This window comes from Kitasatospora sp. NPDC057936, assembly GCF_042887525.1.
GTDB lineage: Bacteria > Actinomycetota > Actinomycetes > Streptomycetales > Streptomycetaceae > Kitasatospora.
On sequence record NZ_JBHVPD010000029.1, the window covers coordinates 73,809 to 90,952 of the forward strand.

The window sequence follows — 17,144 nt, forward strand, 5'->3', positions numbered from 1 at the left end:
CGTGCTTCCGGGTTCGGGCCGGGCCGGTGTCGGCCCGGCCCGAGTGGCCTGCTCCGGCGCCCCGCCTTGTTGCGGGACCACATGGGCGTTGTGAGCAGGCCGGGCCGCTGCGAGTCGGGTGGCCTGCGGCGGCTTCGGCCGGCGGTGGACCCCGGGTCCTCCCCAGGCCCCGTCGGTCTTTTGCCGGCCACCGTCCGCCGCCGTCCAGGGCGACGGAGGAGCAGAGGTCAGGGCGGCCCGGGATCCGTGGCGATGTCCACGACTTCGGGGAGGGTGGCCACCACGATGCACAGCATCCGCAGGCGGGACAGGATCCTCTCCGGGCCGGGGTCCGACGTGAGGAGCTCCCTCAGCCCCTCGGCGGCGTCCTCCAGTACCTCCGCCACCGGCCCCGGACCGTTCATGATCAGCTGGAACATCGCGGTGAAGGTGAAGACGCCGGGCAGCTCGTCGACGACGGGCGTGGGCAGGTCGGGACCCCCGATCGCGCCGAGGGCGGTGACGATGAAGGCGAGCGCGCCGTCCTCCGACAGGAGCGGCTCGCCGTTCTCGAACTCCACACCGGGCATGCGCTGCTGGGCCAGGTCGACCAGCCGTAGGGCCTCGTCGAGGTCCGCCTGCTCGTACATCAGCGTCCCCTCACGGCCAGGCCGGTGCGCAGCGGGTGCCAGTCGAGGGCGGCGAGCAGCGGCGGGTGCGGGGTGATGTCGCGCAGTTCGGGGTCGTCGGGGGTGGTGAGGGAGGTGACGGCCGGCAGCAGGGTGGTGCTGATGTGGATCCGGCCCGGATGGGGCCGGTCGTCGGGTGGTGTGGTGGCCGGGATGGCCGGCAGGCCTGCGTCGGTGAGCACGGTGTCGGTGTCGTCGCCGTCCGGGTTCGCGGGCCAGCCGCCGGCGACGAGGACGTGCTCGTGTCGGGCGATCGCGGCCAGCCAGCGGGCCTCGGTGTCTGCGCGCTGTGGTGCCCAGGTGCACGGGGCCGCGGCGATGAGCCGCAGCAGCGAGCGGCCGCGGCCGCCGGGTGTGTCCCGCAGGCGGACGGAGACCTGGGCGGCGAAGGGCCAGGGGGCGGCGTAGGGCGGGAAGTCGTAGCCGACCACCAAGGGCCCGTCGTCGGGGAGGACCACCGCCGCGCACCGGTCACGGCGTTCGACACGCTGGGTGTGGCAGTGCCGGGCGACCGCCTCCTGGAACCGGTGGAAGCGCCGGGTGTCCAGGCCCCAGAGCAGGGCGACGTCGTGGTCCTGGTCGCGCAGCCACTCGGCGGCGAGGACCTGGTCGGCGTCCTCCAGGTCCCAGGCGAGCACCCGCAGCGGCGGCACGTCCTCCGGCACGACGGCGGCCGGCCGTGCCCGCGCCGCCGGTTCCTCGCCCGTGGGCCGGCAAACGGCGCCGGGCCGGGTTGGCCGGGCTGGCGTGGCCGTCGCCCGCGGAGGTGCCGCGAGTCCCGTCCGTCCGTCGGCGAACGCCGTCCCGCCCCATCCCATCTTGGTCCTCATCCCTATCCCTGTGGTGTCGTCGAAGGGTCTGGCGCGGTGGGCCCCGGGCGCGCGTCGAATCGCCCGGGACCCACCGTTCGACCGCCGGCAAGGCGGCCGGTCCCGAAGGGGTGACGCCGCGCCGGTTGCAGCGGCACGGCAGCACCCTGCTCCCCGCGGGCACGTCCCGCCGGGAGCGGGGCCGGCGACGGGACAGCGAGCGCTCTGCGAGGCCGAGCACCCTGTCCCGCCGCGGCCTACCCGCCCCGGGCGGGCGTCGTCCCTGGTGGCCGAGAGCCGCTCGGCCACCAGGAGTCCACCGCGCGGACTCGCGGGTCCGCGCTCAGATACGGCCGGCGCGGCCCGCCTCGATGAAGGCCACCACCCGATCCGCGTCCGGCCGGGCCGGCCCCGAACGCTGCTCCCCCTGCTCCGCGAGGGAGGAGGCCAGGACGCGCTCGTAGTCCTCCGCGAGCGCGCGCAGCACCTCTCCGGGGTCCGGGAGCCGGCCGGTCCCGTCCGGCGGCACCACCCACCGCGGAGTCCGCCAGACCGGCAGGCCCGCCGCCGTCATCATCGGCACCGCCGCCTCCGGCGCCGGGCACAACAGGTGCCCCGTCTCCAGGACCTGTCCGATGCCGGGCACCGGCCCGGCCGCGGCCACCGGCGCGACGAGGAACTCGATCGTCCCCCGGGCGACACTGTGCAGGACCGGCCCGTATCCCGGCAGGGACCGCAGCGCGCGGTACCCGAGCGACGTCGAGGTCTGTACCGCCCAGAAACCGCCCAGCGGAATCGGAGCCAACCCGCCGTCGTCCCAGGCGGCCTGACACGCGGCCGGGTCGGTCGTCCAGTAGGAGAGCCAGCTGCGCCCGGGGAAGTCGGCCGGCGCGGGAGCGGGCGGGGCGGAGCACACGGTGGTCCCTCTCATCGGTCGGACAGGGCTGGGTGGCCGGCGGCGGCGCGAATGCGGGCGGCCACCTCCGGGCACGCGCGACACAACTCCTCGATCGCGGCCGCCAGCCGCAGCACCGTCGCCGCCGTCGCACCCCCGAGCTCCACCATCGCCTCGGCGCCCGGGCCCACCGGGTACGGCACCGCAGCCAGGCTCGGCAACCGGATATCGAGCAGCGCCAGTGCGCGCCCGACCGCCTCCCTCGCCGTCTCGGCCCGTGTCGGAATGTCGCCGCCCATCACGCGCCGACCTTCTGCGGTACACGGCCGATCTGGTGGTGCGTGGACCCGTAGGGCTGGGCGTGGAAGAAGTGGATGAACGTATTGAAGTCGGACGCCCAGTCCTCCAAGCGCCGCAGACCGGTGGGGTCAAGCACGACGGTCTGAAGCCGGTCCACCACGAGGCCCTTTACCCTGCCGCACTCGGCCTGCTTCAGCGCCATCGCCCACTGCTCCCCGAGGTCGACGCGGACGTCGCCCGGCCGCGGACCGACGTCCCAGAATTCCTGCACCGGCCGCCACCCACGGGCCACCGCCAGGTTCGAGCAGTTCCCGAGCTGCAAGCTCGGTCGCCCCAGGCCAGGAGACAGCGCGTACGTTGCAACCATGGGCGATGCGTTCATGACAGGCCTCCGGGGCGCCGGTTCACTAGGGGTGGGAGTGGTCTTCGGGGCTATCTGCGTCGCAGCCCCGAAGGCGGCCACCTCACAGCCACTGAGGGTGGATCTCAGCGGCCCTTCAGCCCAAGAGTGCGTTCAAACCAGAGGGTTGACGGTACGTTGGGCTAAGCCGAGGTGCACGATCAGTTCAACACCCGCGTGGTATCTCTCGGTACAGTCAGCACCACGGAAAGTGGTTTACACGGTTTGCAGCCGAGACTGGGGTGGGACTCATGACGGCATCTCCGCAGCCCAACGTCGGCCTCCAGCGGATCATCAGCTCCTACGGGTTGAAGCTGGACGTCGTGGCTCGCGCGCACCGCGAGCAGGCTGTCATCAACGGCGACCTCGACGTACGGACGACGAAGTCGACGGTGTCGCTGTGGGCCAGTGGGCACCGGCGGCCTCAGGGCAGGAGTTGCGAGTACCTGGCACAGGCGCTGAGCAAGCTCACCGAACGCCTCGTCACACTGGAGGAGATCGGGTACGGCGACGCGCAGCCCCAGGAGCTGCCGACGCTGTCGACGGACCCGGTCGCCGCCACCACTGACCTGGGGAGAGCTCTCATGGACACCGACCGCCGAACCTTTCTCCAGCAGGCCGTCTACGTCTCGGCCGCCCTAGCATTGCCCCTGGGATACGACCACGAGGCAGTCGCACGGACCCTGCGCGCGCGCCAGCCGGGAGCCCGCGTCGGCAGGGCTGAAATTGCCGCCGTACGGCAGACCATCCGGGCCTTCCGAGCCGCCGACGAGCAGCTCGGCGGCGGCCACGGCCTGAGCGCCGCCACCTTCTACCTCACCGACGCCGCCGCCCCGATGCTCTCCGGGAAGTTCGGCGACGACGCCGTACGCTTCGACGCCTACTCCGCCGTCGCCGAACTCGCTTACCTCCTCGCCTGGAAGCACCACGACCTCAACCAGGAAGGCGCCGCACAGCGCTTCTACCTGCTTGGGTACCAGCTGGCGTGCGAAGCGGACTACCACGGCCACGGCTCCTGGATGCTCCGGGCCCTCGCCCACCAAGCCCTCAACCTCAAGCAGCCCGCCCACTGCGTCGATCTGGCCGAGGAAGCCCTGCGCCGCTCGGCCGGGAAGGTCGACGCCCAGACCCGGGCCCTGCTGCTCATCACCAGCGCCCGCGCATACGGCGCCACCAGGCAGAAGCAGAAGGCCGCGGCCGCGCTCCTCAGCGCCGAAGACGCCCTGCTGCGCACCGGCGACCAGGTCGCCGACTACGCGCTGGCGGTCGGCCCGGTGGGTGCGACGATCAGCTCACACACCGGCAAGACGCTCAGCGAGCTCGGCGACCACCGCGGTGCGGAGAAGCACCGGCGTGCCGCGCTCGTCGGCCGCGACCCGGAGGAGTTCCGGCGCATCCACGCGCTGACGATGTCCGAACTCGCCGGCACGCTTGACAAACAGGGGCGCATGGACGAGGCCGTCGAAGCTTGGGGTCACTCGCTGGACCTGATGGACGGCATCTCGTCCGCGCGCAACACCGAGTCCATCAAGTCGATGCGCAGCACGATGCGCCGCTATACGGCCCGAGGTGTGCCCGGTGCCGGAACGCTCTCCGAGCGAGCACGGGCGTCTCTGGCTGCCTAGCTCGCCGAGTGCGTTTGCGCCTCCCGACCGCCATCGGGGTCGCCGTCAAGCGATGAGGCCCATACGGCGGTGGTCGAGGAACGCCGCCGACGTAGCGGTGGACGGTGAACTCGTCTCCACCGTCGGCGACGACATCGACGCTGATGCGGACCCAGTCGGGGCTTTCGGGGGCGCGCCCCTGGGCGGCCTCAATCCAGAACAGTGGGATCGCGACCGTGGCCGCGACGGCGTGCTGCTTGGACCACGCACCATGATCGGTCTTGACGGAAAGTCAAGGTTGATGCTGTGAAGGGCCCTTGCCACGCCACGTGTCGTGGTACGTTCCGTAATCTAACCGAAGATAGAGCGACCCCGGCGGTGCTGGTAACACCCCGGGGTCCGGCAACAGGAGCTGAAACTCCCGATGCGACTACATCGTACAGAACATGCACGTCATTTCACCGTGCTTCCGAACGCCGTTCTGCAGTACCGGCGGCTGAGCTACACCGCCCGAGGCCTCCTCGCCGATCTCCTCTCCCGCCCTGACGGCTGGAGGGAGGACGGCCGGCACATGGCCGACACCAGCACGCAGAGCCGCGGTGCCGTCCGCAAGGCACTCAAGGAGCTGACCGAAGCCGGCTTCTACCGCGTCGAGTTGATCCGTCTGCCCGACGGCACGCTTCGCAGCGAGGCTCACGTCTACGACGTCCCGCGGCTGGTGGCACCGGGTGCCGTCCGTCCGGCCTCCGGTGGAGCGGGTGCCGGGCGTGCAGGCCGTCCTGTTGTAAAGAACCGGCATGAAGAACCCTCCCTCCCCGCGGGGCCGGACGACTCGCCGGTGACCGCCGCCGCCGTCGGCAGGCCGGAGGGGCGGGAGGCGGGTCCTGGGAGCGTTCCGGATCCGGGTCCCGTGACGGACGAGGCGGTCCGTGAAGCGGTCGCCATCCTGTTCCGCGTGATCAGGCCCGAACCGCGTCTTCGCCTGGGCGAATCCGAAGCGCGGGAGCTGGCGCCCTTGGTCGCGCAGTGGCTGGAGCGCGGCAGCACGCCGGGAGATCTGGCCCAGGCCCTGCTGCCGGGGCTGCCCACCCCCATGCACTCGGCGGTGGCAGTGCTCCGCTACCGCCTTGAACACAAGATGCCGCCCGTCCGCACCCAAGAGCGCCACCCGGCCCGGTACTTGGAGTGCCGGCAGTGCCACGACCCCGTGCCCCGGCCAGGCATCTGCCGCAGCTGCGCGGGCCTCGGCAGCCCGCCTGCGGCGGGAAAGGCGGAAACGACCGTGGCGACCAGAGGAGCCGCCCGCGCCCGCGCGGCCCTGCTGACGGCCAGAACGGCCTTCTCAACCGGATGACGGACGACCGGCACCGGTCGTCCCACTGGACGGTGCCGACCGCCTCGCGGCAACCCGGCGGGGCGCCGAAGTCGTCAGCCGGAAACCATCCTGCGGGCGGCGAGGATCGGTCCCTGCTGCGCCAGCTCGGAGACTTTGACGACGTCGCCGGTGCGCGGCGCCTGCACGATGAGGCCGGGTCCGATCACCATGGCCACGTGCTCGGGGTGCTGCGCGGTGCCGCGGCTGAAGACGAGGTCTCCGGGCCGTAGTGACGCCGGGTCGGCGGGCACGGCGGTGCCTTCGCCGACCTGGTCGTAGGTGGTGCGGGTCAGCTGGATGCCGGCGACGCCGTAGGCGCGCTGGACCAGGGAGGAGCAGTCGCAGCGCCCGGACGGGTCGGGGCCGTGGGCGTTGGTGCAGGATCCGCCCCATTGGTAGGGCGTGCCGAGCTGTTCCAGGGCCCAGCGGATCGCGGTGCGCACCGCTACGGGCGCGTCGAGCGGGATCTGGTAGCCCGCCGGGAGCGTGCCCGGGGCGGTCGTCGAATCGGAAACCGGGACGGTGCCGGTGCAGGAGGCGTAGCCGGCCGGTGCGGGGGTGGTCGCCGTGGCGGGGGCTGCGCCCAGGGTGGGGGCGATGGTCTGCTGGAGGGCGGTGGCGAGCGGCTCGTGGTGGGCGTAGGCGTCGGGGTAGGCGGACTGCTGGACGCGTTGGGCGGCGACGGTGAGCGGCAGCTGCTGCCAGCCGTCGACCTGCTGGAGGGCGGTGTAGAAGCGCGCGCTGGCGTAGACGGGGTCGAGTATCTGCTCGCGGGTGCCCCAGCCCTGGGAGGGGCGCTGCTGGAAGAGGCCGGCCGAGTCGCGGTCGCCCGCGGGAAGGTTGCGCAGCCCGGATTCCTGCAGAGCGGTGGCCAGCGCGATGACCTGGCCGCGCGCCGGGACGGACATGCGGATGCCGGTGGCGACGATCGTCTTCGCGCTGGGGATCTGTTCGGCCAGCTGGGACAGGTCGGCCGGTGTGCCGGATCCGGCTGTGCCGGCCAGGACAGCCTTCACCTGCTCGGCGATCCGCCCGGTGTCCGGATCCGCCGCCGGGGCGGCCGGGCACGGGACCGCGTTCTGGCGGGCGGCCGCCTTGGCCTTCTTCTGCCGGGCGTTGGCGGCGTTGGAGGCGTGCGACGCGGCGGCGGCGACCAGCAGGAAACCCAGCACGAGTACGATCCCGGCGGCCAGCAGCAGGGGTTTGACGGCGGATCGCTTCTTCTCCGGCTCGTTCACCGGCGCCGCCGCCGTGGCGGCACGGGCCGGTTCGCCCGGTCGAGACGCTGGCGAAGCCGTTGCTGCTGCGCGGAGGCCGCCGGCGTGGCGGCTTGGCGCCGGGCGGCCGCGCGCGCGGCGGGACCAGGGGCGCCTGCGCGCCGGGCCGGGCGGGCCAGCGTCGTGCCGGGGGCCGTGGCCGGCGCGGTCGGGGCGGCCGGTGTGGGGCCGGTACGGGGGCGGCCCGGCGGGGCCGTGCGGGGCGCGGCGGATGCGGGGCGCCCGGCGGGCCGGGCACCAGGGCGCCCGCTCGGGCGGGCCGGACGCTGGGCGGGACGCCGCCGGTTCGTTCCCTGGGTTCGTGCGAGACGGGACATCAGCGCGGTGGCGCCGATCGACTGCGGCATCGCGTAGCCGGCGGCGGCCAACGGGTTGCCCTGGGCCAGAGAGGCACCGGCCAGGGCGGTACGCACCAGCACGCGGGCGGTGGTGCGCCCGATCTGAGGCGGTTTCACGGCGGGGCCGGTGGGCGGGCCGAAGACGCTGCCGTGGCTGCCGCCGATCCGGGCCGACGACATCTTCTGGCGCCAGGCGGTGGCGACCTGCCGCGAGCGGGCGGCGATCTGGCGGCGTTTGCGCACCGCCGCCAGGCACACAACGTCGATGGCGAGGAAGCGCAGGGTCAGTTCGCCGCCCCAGTCGCTCTGGGAGGGATCGAGCACGGCACGCAGGACCACGATGAACACGGCCAGGGCGATGATGCTGGCGATCATCTGGCCGAGCGAGCGCAGCACGGAGGCGCACCAGTCCCACAGGTAGGCGCGCCCGGCGCCGGGGATCGTGCCGAACACGAGCGCGCCCTCGCCGCGGACGGCGTCCCAGGCGATGCGGCACTGCGCGATGAGGAAGGATCCGGCGAGGGCGCAGATCAGGACGGTGACGATGGCGGCGGCGAGGAGGAGGAACGCGCCGCCGCCCACCTTGTCGAGGCTGGCCTGCTTGGCGGCGGTGACGTCGCCGGGCACACACTTCTTCTCGAACTTCTCCATCGGCGGGACGCCGTAGTGGTGGGCCGCCCACTGCAGCGCCATGTCCATGGGCTGGTCGACGAGCCCAGAAGCGTTGAGCATGGCGCCGCCAGGCAGGTAGCTGGTGACGGTGGTGGCGAGTTTCTTGATCCTGTCGGCCTGCTGATCGGCCCCCCGCTCCCAGGCGAGCTGGGCGATGCGGGCGCGGGCGTACTCCTCCGAGCAAGCGCCGTCGAAGACCCGGCCGTACTGCAGCAGCATCGCCGGCTTGACGACGAAAGCGTCCACGAGGGCGTTGGTGAGCGGGCGGGACAGAGTGAAGTGTGTGGCGGCGTCGTTCTCGGAGCGCGGCGCGACGGGGTCGGTCTGGAGGACGATGCCGGCGATCTCCAGGGACAGGCCGCGGGCGGCAGCGAGCGCGCCGTGGTCCTCGCCCAGGAGCATCTGCGGGGGAGAGGCGAGCAGCGTCGTGGTCAGCGCGGCCAGCACGATCGACACCGCCGCGTCCCCCCAGCCGCGGGCCTTGTCGCCGAAGAAGATCCTCCCGGCACAGATCAGCGCGCACACCGCAAGGAACAGCGAGGGCAGCCCCATCGCGACGACGACCTGGGCGTGCAGGGAGGCGGCGACCGACAGCGCCGGCGTCAGCAGCAGCTTCGCCAGCCCGAAGGACAGCGCCCAGGCGATCAGCCAGCACCCGAACGCGATCAGCCACTTGGTGACCATGAACGCGAGTTCGGTCAGAAGGTTCTCCACACCCAGGTCCCAGTCCAGGACGCCGCCGGTGCTGCTGCGCACGGTGTAGGCGGAGACGGGCAGGCCGCGTGCGTCGGTGACGTTGAAGGCGCCGAGCAGCCCGCCCTCGTCGGGCAGCAGCTTGCGCAGCTCCGCCGTCTCGCGCGCGAGACGGGCCTCCTGCTCGTCGGGGGAGACGCTCTCGCTCTGCTGGCGCAGGACGTCCTGGATCTGCTGCAGCTGCTCGGTCGTCGGCGCCGGGGCCGAGGCCGAGGGCTGCGCGGGCGCCGAAGGGGCAGCGGGGGCCGGCGTGGGGTCGGCCTGCGCGGGCAGGGACGTGAGGAGCGTGAGCGCGGTGGCGGCCAGGACCGCCACCGCCAGCGCCGCACGCAGGCGGGCCGCCCCGAGCAGCCGCAGCGAACGCAGCCAGGCGCCCATCAGGCCGCCCTCCCGGACGAGGTGTCCCGGCCCGGGGTGGTGTGGATCGCGTCGGCGACGGCTTCGTCGAACGGGATCAGCACCTTCATCAGCCCGATCCGCCCGGCCAGGTCGCGATAGAGGCACTCCCCGGCGCGCTCCGCCTTCTCCTCCTCGGGCAGGTCGATCGGCGACAGGCCGCCGGTGACCAGGTCCAGCAGATCCGCGTCGGCCGCGTCCAGGCCGAGGAAGGCCAGGGCGCGCGCGGCCAGCGGCCGGGAAGTCTGGCGGAACATCAGCCGGTGCGGGATCAGACCCCGCACGATGGCGCCCTTCTCGCTGTCCGCGGGGCCGATGTCGTCCGGGTCGTGGCTGCCGAGAAGGGCGGCGGCGTTGCGCTTGCGCCCGTCGCGCAACATCTCCAGCAGCAGCTCCAGCCCCTCGTCGCTGCTGGTCAGCCACCAGCACTCGTCGAAGACCACGACCCCGAACTCCTCCGGGCTTCGCAGCACGGTCTCGCGGGCCACCGCCGCGATCAGGTACATCACCGCCCGGCCGAGGACCTTCTCGAACTCCAGGCGCTCGATGCGGTGGTCGCTCGCCAGCTCGGCCTTCTTGGGCAGCTGCAGGGCGTTGACGGCGAACACGACGCTGTCGGCGCCCAACGTGTCGACCACCGGCAGGTGTTCGTCGAACACCACGGCGGCGAGGTCCTTGCGGGCGACCGCCGCGAGCTTGCGGGCCAAGCCGCGGGCCGCGTCGTCGCCGGCGCCGCGCGCGGCGAGTTCGTCGGCCAGCCGCCGCATCGACGGATGCGGGCGCTCCAGTACCGCCTGCACCGCCTCCGACAGCGCCACGCCCTCCAGGTCCATCGGCCGTACTCCGAGCAGCAGCGTCAGGAAGCTCTCGCAGAACCGCGCCGCCTTCGGGCTCTCACCGGCGAACAGCCGCAGCGGGTCCAGGCTCACCTCCGCGCCCTGGCCAATGCGGATGACCTGGGTCGTGCCGGGGCAGGCACGGGCGAAGCGCACCCACTCCTCGTCCCGCGTGCGGTCCACGACCACCGCCCGGCCCCGCGACCCCGGCCGGCCCAGGAGGCGCCCGCGCGTGAGCACGTTGAACACCGAGGCCTTCATCGCCACCGACTTGCCGCTGCCGAGCTCGCCGATGAACGCCATCGAGGCGGCGCAGTCCTCGCGCGGTCCCCGGGCGGAGTCGAGCAGGACCGGCCGGGCCCCGCCCGCGGCGACCTGCACGCCGAACAGGCCACCGCGCTCGTCGCCGAGCCGGCACCCGCACCACGGCATCGCCATCGCGAAGTCCCGCGCCAGCAGGATCTGCGCGTAGCCGGCCATCACTCGCGGCGTGCGGCATCCCGGCAGCATCGAGCGCCACAGGCCGAGCTGCTCGCCCACCGGCCTCGCGAAGGCGTAGTCGTCGCCGCCGAAATCGGACGCCAGCGCGGCCGCCCGGTCCTGCGCCTCCTGCGCCGTGGCGCCCCAGACCGCCAGCGTGACCATCGCCCGGATCTCGACCTCCCGCGGCGAGGCGGTCAGCTTCTCGTGGTACTCGTCGTTGTCGGCTGCGTTGCGGGCCACCAGCGGCGGCGGACCGGCCGGATCGCCCGCGTACTCGGCGGCCTGGGCACGCAGGTGCCGGGCCCGCTTGCGGACCTTCGCCTCCGCCCTGGTGCCAGGCACGATGACCAGGCGCGCCGCCCAGTCCGCCGGGAACGCGATGTCGTCCAGCTGCTGCAGGTAGGCCGCGCCCGGCAGCGTGAACGCCTCCGGCATCTGAGCCAGGGCCAGCAGCGCCTGGTAGGAGTCGCCCCACTCGCTGGAGATCCGCAGGAAGCGGCGCGCGAACGGGTTCACCGGCACCGAGCCGTCGGCGCCGCTGCCCTCGGCGAGTACGACGTCTTCCAGAGCGGCGATCCCTCGCCCGCGTCCGCGCAGCCGCTGCCCGCCGTCGCCGGGCAGCTGCGGCTCCAGCAGGCCGCGGCGGATGCTGTGCGCGTAGATCCACAGGATCTCGGCCTCGCTCGCCGGGCGCATCGCCACCCCGGCCGGCCACCGGGCCTGCATCTGCCGGGCCTGGGCCAGGCGCCGCTCGCTCTCCCGCACCCCGACGGGGGCGGGCACCAGACCGAGCTGGGCGGAGAGCTCCGCCGTCGCCGCGGAGAACACCGACGCCACCGCGTCCCTGGGCGAGGCAGCGGGCAGCGGCACGGCGAGCCAGTCGGTGCGCCCGGTGAGCTCCATCTGCCCGAGGTGGTCCAGCACCGCGTGCCCGAGCCGCTCGAACCGCGGGCTCGCGTCGAGGTCGACACCCTCGACCATCGCGCGCACCACGGCGACGGGGTCCACCTGCGGGCACAGGCTCAGCAGCATCGGCTCGCCGGTCAGGCCCTTCAGCAGGGCCTCGATCGCCCTCAGACGCGCCCGCTTCGCCGAGGCCGGGGCGTAGGTGTAGCTGGTGGCCCCCACCCGCCACACCGCCCAGCACGCGCCGTGCGTCGTCCAGATCACGTTGCCGGCGATATGACGGATCGGCAGTCGTCCCACAGGTCAGTCCCCCAGAGATGTACGGCGGGCGGCGAGAAGGGCCTGGACCCCGGAGGCGACGGGCGCCTCCACCGGCACGGCGGACGCGGTCGCTCCGGCAGATCCGGTCCCGGCCTTGATGCCTGCGGCCGTGCGGGCCGTGCGGGTTCCGGGGGAGAGTGCGGGCCCGGGCACGGGCGTCCCCGGGCCCGAACCGAGCGTTACCAGGGCACGGGTATCCGACGGGCGCACCGGCCGCACGGGCCGGCCACGCAGCAGACCCGCGCCGGGCGCGGACAGCAGCATCACCACGCTGGCCGCGGCGGCCAGCGGATTGCGGCCGTCGATGTGCAGATGCCGCAGTGCGAAGGCCGCGCCGAACGGCACGCCGGCCAGGACCGCCAGGTCCGCCACGCCGTGCCTGCCCCACACCGGCCGCGTCAGTACCAGGACCACGACCGAGACGACCATCGTCCCCAGCTGCGTCACCGTGTACGGCCCGCCGGCCAGCCGCAGGTTCCGGCCGCCGCCACCCGGCACTACCCCCACGACCACGGGGGAGCGGCGCGCCCTGGTGTAGCAGCGCCCGACGAGGACGTCCTCGTCCTCGGGCGCGCTCACCGGTCGCCTTTCTGGACCGCCGGGGTGCTGTCGTAGTGGGTGACGTCCTCGGTCGCCTTGTCCTTCAGGGTGTCCATGTTGGCCGACAGGCCCCACACGACCGTGGCCAGGATGACGGCCATGATCGTCGGCCCCGGGGCCTTCGTCTTCCAGCCGACGACCATGACGAAGATCCCGCACAGCACCGGGATGCCCACGGTGAAGATCAGCGCCTTGAAGTCGTTGCCCAGGCCGGTGCCGGTGGTGATCCAGCCGGCGGCGAGTACGGCGTTGTGCATGACGAACTCCTCGAACAAAGAGACCAGAGAGGGGAATGGGGAGGAGAGGAGAAGGGGGAGGGTCAGGACGTGGTGGCAGGCCCGGACGGGGCAGGGTCGAGTGCTTCAGACGGGGCACCGTCCAGCGAGGCGATCTCCCACCGCCCCGCCCGGGAACTGAGCGTCAACGCGTACGTCAGCGGCACCCGCACCCCGTCGTGACCGGTCGCCCGCAGCACCACCAGCAGCCGCGCGCGCACACCGTCCGCCGGCACCGCACCGGCACCCTCACCGCCGCGCTCACCCTCCACCGCCAACTGGTCGACCACCACCGCCGTGTACGGCACCGGGGCCACCGCCTCCAGACGCACCCCCGGCGCCAGATACCGGTCCAGCTCACCGGCCCCCGTCAGATACGACGCCAGGAACGCCGCCACCGCCTGCGTCCGCGCATCGCCCGGCAGCGCCGGGCGCACCGGCCCATACACCAATACCGGTGCCTGCGCCCGCGGCGGCGCAGACACCTCCGCCGGCATCGCCAGCGCCACATACCCCATCACGCCGCCACCCGAAGGCACCGCCGCCACCGGCACCTGGAAGTAGTGCACCGCCGCCGCCGAAGCGACCGCCGCCTCCACCTTCGGATCGCGCCGCCCATCAGCGGACGGCGCCGCCCCCGGCGACCCGCCGGCCCCCGTGATGCGGGCGGCCACCGTCACCGACCACACATCCCGGTCCGTCTGCCGCAACCGCACCACCGCCAGCTGCTCACCGCTGCGCCGCCCCGGCGTCCCCTCCAGGCGCAGGCCGGAGGCCGCCGGGAAGTAGGCGGCGAGCCGGGCCTGGTCGCCGTCCCCGGCCGAGATGACCGCGGCGACGAACAGCTGGGCGAAACCCGCCGCGCCCTGCGACCCCGTGGCCGGCAAACCGGGCTGGGCCTGCGGGAGGCCCGCCGCCGTCGGCGCCGGCATCGAGAACCAGGCGGCCACGCCGAGCACCGGGCCGAGGAGCAGCAGACACCAAGCGGCCCAGCGGACGAGGACCACAGAGTTCGCCCGCGCCCCCGTGGACCAGCCGCCAGCCTCGACACCCCCGTCCTCGGCGTCGCCGTCCTCGGCCACCGCGGTACCGAGATGCTCTTCGGCCGGCACGGGGCTGCGCTTCGACAGGAACCTCACGACGCGCCTCCGCCCGGGCGGAGGCGGTTGCCGCACAGCTCGGCGCTCCTGCGCCGCAGCTGCTCCTTGAGACGTCGGCGAAGGACGCTCAGCGAGGCCAGGACCCCGGAGGCGTCCTCGGTGAGGAAGGCGTGCAGGCGCTGGTGGGCATCGGTGTCGAAAGGGCGGTGGACGAGGGCCGCGCCGAGCCCGACGAGCAGCCGGCGGGCGCGGGTGACGCGTTCCTCGTCGATGTCGAGCTCTTGGACCCGAAGGCCATGGGGCCTGGTCATCGTCGTCTCCACATGAGAAGAGGGGCGGGGTCAGCAGAAGGTGAGGGAGCGGTAGACGCCGTCGGCCCGGCAGGCCCCGTCGGCGGTGGCCGCGGTGGCGGCGAGGTGCGTTACCAGGTCCCAGGCGTCGAGCGTCCACGTGTGGTCGTCGCCGAGAAGCAGGGCGCAGTCGGAGAGCAGGCCCGAGACGGATTCCAGTGCGGCGACCGGCCCGCTCTCGGCGAGCACGGCCCGGGCGGCCTCGTAGCGCTGGCGGTACCAGTACGGCGGCGCCGGCCACGGCGGCGGTGTGTTCGCGGGCGTGAGCGCAGGCGGGGGAACGGTCTGCCGCCGCCACAGCACCGGGTCCGCCACCGTGCGGGGACGGCGCACCGCGCGGAGGGTGCGTGCGGCAAGAGGGACCGGCCACAGCAGCGTCACCGCCGTCCAGACAAGGACGGCGGCCACGGCCGCAAGGGCGCCGTCCCCGATCTCGTGCCGGCGGATGCCGCCGCCGATCCCGGTCGACGCCACGTAGATCCAGCCCGCCACGACATAGGCGAGCGCCCCGAGCACGAGCAGGCGCGTGGTGGTGTCGAGCCCGACGGTGAAGGCGGGGAGCAGAGAGGACACAGATGTCTCCAGACAGGAAGGAGGGGCAGGGCCGGGACGGGTCAGCCGACGGGCCGCAGCGAGGCCCTGAGGGCGTGCACGGCGCGCGAGCGGCGGCGCTGCCAGGCGCCCGCGGTCGTTCCGGCGGCCGCGGCGGCCCGGGCGTCCGGCACGGGCGAAACCGTGTAGTGCCAGGCGATGGCCCGCGCGTCGGCCGGGGACAGGACACCGGATTCGATGGCGTCGACCAGCAGCCCCAGAAGTTCGAGGCGGCCGCGGTCCGGCTCCTCGTCAGATGCCAGACCCGCGGCGTGGGCGGCGGCGCGCACGGTCGAGGCATAGGCGTGCTCGTACGGGCCGGGACCGCTGCAGATCTGCTCCTTGGCTCCGAACACGTCGGCGTCGAGCGAATCCCGGTCGGCACCGAGCTCGCGGCACGCGCGCTTGAGAGCGTCGAGCATGAGGTTGGCGGCGGGACGGCCAGGCCGCGCGTGGATGCGGCCGGACACCACGGTCTCGAACAACGCGGCGACGACCACCTGGGCGACGTCCTCGAAGCAACGGCCGCCGAACGACCGCACCTGGCTCCGGGCCAGACGCACGGCTGCGGGCACCATCGTCTGCAGCACGACGCGAGCGGCGAGCACCGCCGCACCGCCGGCCCCGCTCGCGCGCCGAAGGAGCGCACGCAGCACCCCGTCGGACAGGCTGTCACCGAACCCGGGCCTGCCTGCCGGCCGCAGGACGGCAAGGACATGCTCCGGACCGAGATCCGATACCCAGACATCACAGGCCGCGGCGATGCCGGGCCCCAATTGGTCGGCCGTCAGCCAGCCGGCCACAACGGCGCGCACCGAGCCGTCGGAACACAGCAGCGCCCATTCGGCATCCAGGCGGTCGAAGAGCCCCGGGGAAAACGATGGGGGAGTCATGGCACCTCCGTCTCGGATCGATGCCTGAACTCTCCTCACACCGGCTTGCCCACCGGCTTGCCCGTTCCACGAAAAGCCCAGGCCACGGGCTTGCCCGACGGGCTTGCCCGCTGCGACGGTCAACCTGGGCAAGCCGCCAGCAGCCTCGGGCAAGCCCCGCTTGCCCGACCCCGCGGTATCCCGGATCAAGTACGGCGTCCCCAAGCGACAGACCGTCCGCTGTCCCAGATCGGCCGTGGTCGCGCCCTGTGCCTTCGCCGCAGACGCTCGATGGCCCTGGAGGATCACCCGCGTCCGCATCGGGGGACGGGAAGTCGGCCGGCGAGCCGGCAACCAGGATGAGGCGCTCAACGCAGCCCTTGCAGGCCCCGCCATGGCCGAGGAGCGCATGAGCCTCATCGGCCAGTGCGTCAGTACTGCCTGTCCGGAGCCCGACGACGCTTCACCAGGAGCAGCCAGTCGTGTCCGAGTGCTTCTGTGGGGTGCCGGACCGTTGTCTGAGCCGGGGGCTGGGAAGTTGTACTGAGAGTGCCACCGGGTGTTGCAGTCCTGCAGCCGCGTCCGAAGGGATTTCTGCAGGTCAGAACCCCTGGGCAAGCGAACCACGGCAGACGACACCTCTTCCTCGCGATAGCCGAGGAAGAGTCAGGCCGGACGGAACGTGCCTTGCCGGAGCCCGCGCACGGCCTTCCCTCTCCGCCACCCCTGGACCGTCGATCCTCCAGCCTGCAACCGGTTGGGTCGCCGGTGCGGCGAGCTGTTGTTGGGGCGCTGCTGTTCGTCCTATCCGGCCGACACCGCTGTGGGCGGTGAGGATCCCGACTGTGCCCCGACGGGCGTGGTGCCAGCGTCGGACGAACTTCCTGGCGGAGGTGAACGGTCGCACTGGTGCGGCCGCACGGGACATCCCCGACCGACCTCCGACATTGATTCAGTAGTTGAAGATTTGAAAGCCAGGACGGGGAAAGTGTGATTAATCCTTGAATGATCACGGGGCTACCGAATCCTCGCTGGCCATACGGCCCATGCGACAGATGTGGTCGCCCGTTTGTTCAATCGGAACAGCCTGGTCCGAAACTCTTTACCTTCGTAGGCTGAACAATCCCGCTACGTGACCGAAATGCTGGCCCCAGACGCGCTCGGTGAGCAGGCCCGGCAAGCCGTCACCGATACACCAACCATCGAGAAGTGAAGGACCAGCACGTGACTAGGGTCTGTTTTGGAAGGTCATCGGACTTGATGCCAGGCTCATCGGATGGGGCGTGGGGATCTGTCGGATGGCCAGTGGGCTGTGCTGGAGCC

At 72.8% G+C, this 17,144-nt stretch carries 16 protein-coding genes; 2 read left to right on the forward strand and 14 right to left on the reverse strand.

Translation table 11 applies throughout. The features are described from left to right. Positions 1 to 227: 227 nt before the first annotated feature. The 5 genes from ACFVU9_RS17640 to ACFVU9_RS17660 all read right to left on the reverse strand — a co-directional run bounded on the left by ACFVU9_RS17640 (position 228) and on the right by ACFVU9_RS17660 (position 3,054). A complete protein-coding gene (locus tag ACFVU9_RS17640) occupies positions 228 to 629 on the reverse strand; it encodes a hypothetical protein (protein WP_387594191.1) in 402 nt (133 codons plus the stop codon). Beyond that, the gene (locus tag ACFVU9_RS17645; protein WP_387594193.1) at positions 629 to 1,333 is read right to left on the reverse strand and encodes a hypothetical protein; all 705 of its coding nucleotides are present in this window, start codon (positions 1,331 to 1,333) and stop codon (positions 629 to 631) included. Before ACFVU9_RS17645 ends, ACFVU9_RS17640 begins: the two co-directional genes overlap by 1 nt. 487 nt (positions 1,334 to 1,820) lie before the next feature. After that, positions 1,821 to 2,408: a hypothetical protein gene (locus ACFVU9_RS17650; protein ID WP_387594195.1), complete on the reverse strand. Its 588-nt coding sequence runs from the start codon at positions 2,406 to 2,408 to the stop codon at positions 1,821 to 1,823. Next, positions 2,405 to 2,671: a hypothetical protein gene (locus ACFVU9_RS17655; RefSeq protein ID WP_387594196.1), complete on the reverse strand. Its 267-nt coding sequence runs from the start codon at positions 2,669 to 2,671 to the stop codon at positions 2,405 to 2,407. The genes ACFVU9_RS17650 and ACFVU9_RS17655 overlap by 4 nt, the downstream gene beginning before the upstream one ends. Then, positions 2,671 to 3,054, reverse strand: a complete 384-nt coding sequence (locus ACFVU9_RS17660; protein WP_387594198.1) for a hypothetical protein — start codon at positions 3,052 to 3,054, stop codon at positions 2,671 to 2,673. Before ACFVU9_RS17660 ends, ACFVU9_RS17655 begins: the two co-directional genes overlap by 1 nt. Before the next feature lie 269 nt (positions 3,055 to 3,323). Here ACFVU9_RS17660 and ACFVU9_RS17665 point away from each other — a divergent pair, with 269 nt between their 5' ends. Continuing rightward, positions 3,324 to 4,697 (forward strand): tetratricopeptide repeat protein, encoded by a 1,374-nt coding sequence (locus tag ACFVU9_RS17665; protein WP_387594200.1) that lies wholly within the window; start codon positions 3,324 to 3,326, stop codon positions 4,695 to 4,697. A gap of 550 nt (positions 4,698 to 5,247) precedes the next feature. After that, a complete protein-coding gene (locus ACFVU9_RS17670) occupies positions 5,248 to 6,030 on the forward strand; it encodes a hypothetical protein (RefSeq protein ID WP_387594202.1) in 783 nt (260 codons plus the stop codon). Positions 6,031 to 6,104: 74 nt separating this feature from the next. On the opposite strand, the gene ACFVU9_RS17675 is transcribed toward ACFVU9_RS17670, so the two are convergent. The 9 genes from ACFVU9_RS17675 to ACFVU9_RS17715 form a co-directional block, all read right to left on the reverse strand. After that, complete coding sequence (locus tag ACFVU9_RS17675) at positions 6,105 to 7,289, reverse strand: C40 family peptidase (protein ID WP_387594203.1); 1,185 nt, start codon at positions 7,287 to 7,289, stop codon at positions 6,105 to 6,107. Further along, the gene (locus tag ACFVU9_RS17680; protein ID WP_387594205.1) at positions 7,286 to 9,469 is read right to left on the reverse strand and encodes a hypothetical protein; all 2,184 of its coding nucleotides are present in this window, start codon (positions 9,467 to 9,469) and stop codon (positions 7,286 to 7,288) included. The genes ACFVU9_RS17675 and ACFVU9_RS17680 overlap by 4 nt, the downstream gene beginning before the upstream one ends. Continuing rightward, positions 9,469 to 11,976, reverse strand: a complete 2,508-nt coding sequence (locus ACFVU9_RS17685) for an ATP-binding protein (protein WP_387594207.1) — start codon at positions 11,974 to 11,976, stop codon at positions 9,469 to 9,471. The genes ACFVU9_RS17680 and ACFVU9_RS17685 overlap by 1 nt, the downstream gene beginning before the upstream one ends. A 39-nt stretch (positions 11,977 to 12,015) precedes the next feature. Beyond that, positions 12,016 to 12,612 carry a hypothetical protein gene (locus tag ACFVU9_RS17690; RefSeq protein WP_387594209.1) on the reverse strand — a complete coding sequence of 199 codons (597 nt, stop codon included), beginning with the start codon at positions 12,610 to 12,612 and terminating at the stop codon, positions 12,016 to 12,018. Continuing rightward, positions 12,609 to 12,890: a hypothetical protein gene (locus tag ACFVU9_RS17695; protein WP_387594211.1), complete on the reverse strand. Its 282-nt coding sequence runs from the start codon at positions 12,888 to 12,890 to the stop codon at positions 12,609 to 12,611. The genes ACFVU9_RS17690 and ACFVU9_RS17695 overlap by 4 nt, the downstream gene beginning before the upstream one ends. A 62-nt stretch (positions 12,891 to 12,952) precedes the next feature. Further along, a complete protein-coding gene (locus ACFVU9_RS17700) occupies positions 12,953 to 14,047 on the reverse strand; it encodes a conjugal transfer protein (protein WP_387594212.1) in 1,095 nt (364 codons plus the stop codon). Then, positions 14,044 to 14,319, reverse strand: a complete 276-nt coding sequence (locus ACFVU9_RS17705; RefSeq protein WP_387594214.1) for a hypothetical protein — start codon at positions 14,317 to 14,319, stop codon at positions 14,044 to 14,046. The genes ACFVU9_RS17700 and ACFVU9_RS17705 overlap by 4 nt, the downstream gene beginning before the upstream one ends. Positions 14,320 to 14,349: 30 nt before the next feature. Further along, the gene (locus ACFVU9_RS17710) at positions 14,350 to 14,931 is read right to left on the reverse strand and encodes a hypothetical protein (RefSeq protein WP_387594216.1); all 582 of its coding nucleotides are present in this window, start codon (positions 14,929 to 14,931) and stop codon (positions 14,350 to 14,352) included. 41 nt (positions 14,932 to 14,972) lie between these two features. Further along, a complete protein-coding gene (locus tag ACFVU9_RS17715) occupies positions 14,973 to 15,842 on the reverse strand; it encodes a hypothetical protein (protein ID WP_387594218.1) in 870 nt (289 codons plus the stop codon). Between the last annotated feature and the right edge of the window lie 1,302 nt (positions 15,843 to 17,144).

Coding starts and splice junctions, on each gene's coding strand:
- ACFVU9_RS17655 (WP_387594196.1), bottom strand. CDS start 2,671: ATGGGCGGCGACATTCCGACACGGGCCGAGACGGCGAGGGAGGCGGTC.
- ACFVU9_RS17670 (WP_387594202.1), top strand. CDS start 5,248: ATGGCCGACACCAGCACGCAGAGCCGCGGTGCCGTCCGCAAGGCACTC.
- ACFVU9_RS17705 (WP_387594214.1), bottom strand. CDS start 14,319: ATGACCAGGCCCCATGGCCTTCGGGTCCAAGAGCTCGACATCGACGAG.
- ACFVU9_RS17665 (WP_387594200.1), top strand. CDS start 3,324: ATGACGGCATCTCCGCAGCCCAACGTCGGCCTCCAGCGGATCATCAGC.
- ACFVU9_RS17695 (WP_387594211.1), bottom strand. CDS start 12,890: ATGCACAACGCCGTACTCGCCGCCGGCTGGATCACCACCGGCACCGGC.
- ACFVU9_RS17680 (WP_387594205.1), bottom strand. CDS start 9,469: ATGGGCGCCTGGCTGCGTTCGCTGCGGCTGCTCGGGGCGGCCCGCCTG.
- ACFVU9_RS17715 (WP_387594218.1), bottom strand. CDS start 15,842: ATGACTCCCCCATCGTTTTCCCCGGGGCTCTTCGACCGCCTGGATGCC.
- ACFVU9_RS17660 (WP_387594198.1), bottom strand. CDS start 3,054: ATGAACGCATCGCCCATGGTTGCAACGTACGCGCTGTCTCCTGGCCTG.
- ACFVU9_RS17650 (WP_387594195.1), bottom strand. CDS start 2,408: ATGAGAGGGACCACCGTGTGCTCCGCCCCGCCCGCTCCCGCGCCGGCC.
- ACFVU9_RS17640 (WP_387594191.1), bottom strand. CDS start 629: ATGTACGAGCAGGCGGACCTCGACGAGGCCCTACGGCTGGTCGACCTG.